This is a genomic window from Parabacteroides sp. AF48-14 (assembly GCF_003477465.1).
GTDB classification, from domain to species: domain Bacteria; phylum Bacteroidota; class Bacteroidia; order Bacteroidales; family Tannerellaceae; genus Parabacteroides; species Parabacteroides acidifaciens.
This window is the reverse complement of the sequence record NZ_QUDI01000082.1, coordinates 1-4,048: the sequence shown is the minus strand read 5'-3', so window position 1 is coordinate 4,048 and position 4,048 is coordinate 1. Positions and strand designations below refer to the sequence as shown.

4 protein-coding genes are annotated in these 4,048 nt (G+C 36.6%); all 4 read right to left on the bottom strand.

Annotation, left to right across the window (positions count from 1 at the left end):
- Positions 1-84: 84 nt before the first annotated feature.
- The 4 genes from DW083_RS21665 to DW083_RS21650 all read right to left on the bottom strand — a co-directional run bounded on the left by DW083_RS21665 (position 85) and on the right by DW083_RS21650 (position 3,780).
- Positions 85-735: a DUF4934 domain-containing protein gene (locus tag DW083_RS21665; protein WP_122333797.1), complete on the bottom strand. Its 651-nt coding sequence runs from the start codon at positions 733-735 to the stop codon at positions 85-87.
- 68 nt (positions 736-803) lie between these two features.
- The gene (locus tag DW083_RS21660; RefSeq protein WP_122333796.1) at positions 804-1,028 is read right to left on the bottom strand and encodes a hypothetical protein; all 225 of its coding nucleotides are present in this window, start codon (positions 1,026-1,028) and stop codon (positions 804-806) included.
- A 67-nt stretch (positions 1,029-1,095) separates the two neighbouring features.
- Positions 1,096-1,461 carry a DUF3244 domain-containing protein gene (locus DW083_RS21655; protein WP_122333795.1) on the bottom strand — a complete coding sequence of 122 codons (366 nt, stop codon included), beginning with the start codon at positions 1,459-1,461 and terminating at the stop codon, positions 1,096-1,098.
- A 174-nt stretch (positions 1,462-1,635) separates the two neighbouring features.
- Positions 1,636-3,780 (bottom strand): tetratricopeptide repeat protein, encoded by a 2,145-nt coding sequence (locus DW083_RS21650; protein WP_147382179.1) that lies wholly within the window; start codon positions 3,778-3,780, stop codon positions 1,636-1,638.
- Between the last annotated feature and the right edge of the window lie 268 nt (positions 3,781-4,048).

Sequence of the window (4,048 nt, the reverse complement as noted above, 5' to 3'; positions counted from 1 at the left end):
AGTCCAACCTAGCATTGGAAGTAACAACTCTTTATTAACCTGATATACTGTGTCTATAAACTTTTCTCTAAATAAACATGATTATTATATCGATAAAAAAAGCCCATCATTAGAGTCATAAACAAACTGATTTGTTTTTACAAAATGATAATTCGGATATATTTTTACAATTCTTCCACTTTTATCAAACAATATGATTCTTTTAGACTCTGAACCGTTACAATTCGAAAAAAAAGCACAAAACATCGTTGAATCTAATGGGATTACACATTTAGAAGAAGACCAGTTTGAACTCATAGGTATTTTTATTTTACCAACAAATTCCCCATTCAGATCGTAACAAACTAAAGAATTATAATCACCAAAAAAATAAATTAGATTATCATATGGATTATAAAAATTACCATACGTCATACGAAAAGATTCTGGATCATCACCTCTATGCCCTATTTTTCTTAAAAATTTCCCAGTTTTAGAATCAAATAAGAAACAATTATCTGAATCCCATACTAATAAACTATCCCCGATCTGATTTACCCCCATAGTTCCTAATCCCAACAAACAAACATCAGTCGTTTCTAATGGAACATAACGAACAGAATCAAAAAACACACTCATTTTCGCCTTTACCTCTGGACGTTTTTTTGATACATGAATTACTGGCAAATCTTCCGCAAAAGAAGAATTAAATACTAAGATAAAAATAAATAATAATAAAATCCCATTACATCTCATATTCTATCCATTTTAAGACTAAAAAAACTTGAGACTTACAACTTCCAGTAAGTCTCAAGTTTATCCTTTCATAATTGGCGACAGCCACCACCATGTTTGCATGCTTGACGAAGATCACTGCTCATATCATCCGTGCTAAAATACATCCCCACCCATGACTTTTTAAAAGGAGGATTGGCCCCTTGACCATCACAAGAACAAGCGAAATAAGACTGTCCTTTAATTAACTTCATTTCTTGAGAGTTCAAGATTCTGCATTTACCATTCAAAACAAGATTTTTTAAAGCATCCATATTCTATAAATTTTTAATTAATTATATAATAAGAGAAGATACACCGACTTATTCTATTAAAAAACTACTACTTTATATTAAAATTTCCTTCAAAAACTTCAGTCCCATAATTAATTTCTATCCTATATTTCCCTTTATCACCTAAAGTGATAAGAACCGTTTTCAGAGAAGAAAAAGAGGTTGTCACGCTCTCGCCATTTTCGCCATTTGTAATAATGACAGTCGCAGTTTCCGGCGAATCAAGAAACGACACATAAACCGTTTGATTGTCTATCCAAGCACGAACAGGCAGTAGGCTACGTAAATCCTTATCTCCATATTTTGCCCGCAACTCTATATCACGCGTGTCTGTTACTTTAGCAGATAATAGAGAAGGAGAAACAAATGTCAATACCCATGCGGTAATCAAAAAAAGAAAAGATATCCTCTTCATAAAGCATTCTGTTTAAAGTTTGTAATGCAAATATAAAGCCCTTCTCTATTACAAAAACAGGAATAAATACGTTTTCCCTTATTTTTTTAATACCATCACATTCAAACACTTAACAACCGTTTCATTAGAGCCAAAGATTCTATTTCCTGTTTTTTAGCCAAAAAACAGGAATCACTAATACCAATTTCTTATGATTTTGTCCAAAGATAAAGTTGTTAACGTTGGGAAGCAGCGTTTCCGGATGCCCGATTTTATACGCCGGGTCATGTCTTCTCCCAAGCCCAACACACAGGCAATCTTTCCTGTTTTCAGCCCCAATTTGGTTAGGCAAATAATCTGGATTTCACGATCGGTCAAATTAAAACAGTCGGTTAGCCGTCTAATAAAGCCGGGATATACCTGATCGAAATTATCCATAAAGACTTTCCAATCCTGATCTTTCCAGATATCCAAAATTAATCGCTCCTGAATACGGAACAAACAGCTATTCTGACCGATCAACTCCTTCTGCCAAGTTTCATACATCTTACAGAGGGAACTAAATTCTTCTTTGCTTTTCAGCTCCTGTTGTAATTGCATTTCTTTTTCCGATCGTAGTCTTTCCATTTCTAAACATAAAGTTTCCATCTCCTGCTTTGTTTTCTGTTGCTCATCCGTCAGAATCCCGATCTGCTCTTTATATTGCTTTTCATTTTTCGACATCGAACTTAACCGCTGATCTCGTTGGCTAAGCAATAAATCTTTTTGATTGATTAAAACGTCTTTTTCATGCAGTATTTTTTCTTTTTCTCCGATTGCTTCCTGCCATTGGGTTTCAATTTCTTCCAACTTTCGTTCATATTCAGCCTGTTGTTTCCGGTTATCTTCCTTCAGTATATGGACTTGTTCGTTTCTTTCTCGAACCAAACAGTCTTTTTCCTCCTGAATATGACAAAGCGATTGCTGAGCCATTTCTAATTTCACATTATTATCACTCAGCTCTTTGTTTTTGACAGATAATTGCCTCCTATTTTCATCCAACATTTTCTGTGCTTCCTGATTGCGCAATCTCTGCAAAGATAACTTCTTATTAAAATAGGAATAGATAAACGTACCGACAATCAAACTTGCCAATACCAGGATTATCAACACAAATATCCGAATCCTGTCTTCTTGCATTTGCCTGTAGTGCCGGCTCTCTACCCGCTCCTTGTTATATAAAGCTTTTACCCGTTCCAATTCCTGAGGACGATAAACATGCTCAATGGAATCTCTTAACTGCAAATAGGTCTCATTATACATGAAAGCAGAATCATATGCCCTGCTTTCTTTCGCCAATTGATATAACAGGCGATTGGCATTGCATTGAATAAATACATTTTCACTCCCCAAAATCTTTTCAATATAAAACAAAGCAGAATCGTTTTTCCCCAAGACATGATAAATATCTCCCAGATTATAATATTCTGTATCCAGAAATTTCGGATTATCGGTGCTTTCTAATGCACCCCGATAATATTCCAATGCTGTGGTATATTCTCCTCGCTCTTCACTAATATTACCAAGAGAGGTAAGAATTGTACCTCTTTGTCCTTGAGCATGACCCTCATTTGCCAATTGCAACGCTTTCTCATAATAAATGAAGGCACTGTCAAGTAAATTCAGTCCATGCAAACTTTTTCCGACATTGCATAATGTATTGACCATACCTGCCGTATCTGAATCATTGGTATACGCCTGATACGCTTCTTTATAATAAACAATACTTTCCCGCTGATTCATATTTTTCCAATACAAACTTCCCAAATGATTATTTATACGAGCCCGTAAATTAAAATCAGGCGTTTGAGCCACTTGCTCCTTCGCATTCAAATAGGCTTCCAGTGCCTCTTCTTCCAAATCCAGATCTGACAACACCCTCCCCTGACAATAATAAGCCTGTGCTTTCCGATGCGGATCTTTCTGTTTCTCAAAATACCTTACCGCCACCCCGATCATCGAATCCGACGTATGCTCCACATAATTCTTATCCCGCGCCTGCGTGACCAGTAAACACCAGGTGGCATATTCTGCCGCCGAAAGGTTTTCCGGAGACTGCACGGATTCCAGCAGGCACAACGAACTGTCCGGCCGGCTGTCCATAAGGGTTTCGGCTTCCTGCAATAAAGGGAGGATATGAGATTGTTTTTGGCAAGCGGTCAGGCTAACGATAAACAAGAATAATATAAAACGAATCTGCCTATTCATATTAATAGCGTTTGTAGATGCAATGATACAAATACCTTTCCTTATTTCTATATTATTTTGTTGACAATTTGTTGACACTTGAATATTCCGCACTAAAACAGAGATTTACAATAACCACCTATTTTTCTATTTCACCTCAAAAAATGAACGATTTCAATTTGACTTTTCGCTACCGAAACAGCACATTTCGTGACAAACGAACCGGTGGCCTGCGCAGCCCGTTCAAAAAGGATGACATTTGTCAAACCGGAACAGAGACTTCCCGACATTCCGATAAAGCTTAACTCCCGGAGAATCGAATATTTGAAAGCATGAAGGGGAAGGGACAGGAATATGGCAAGGATTCGGAGGCTATTTTTCG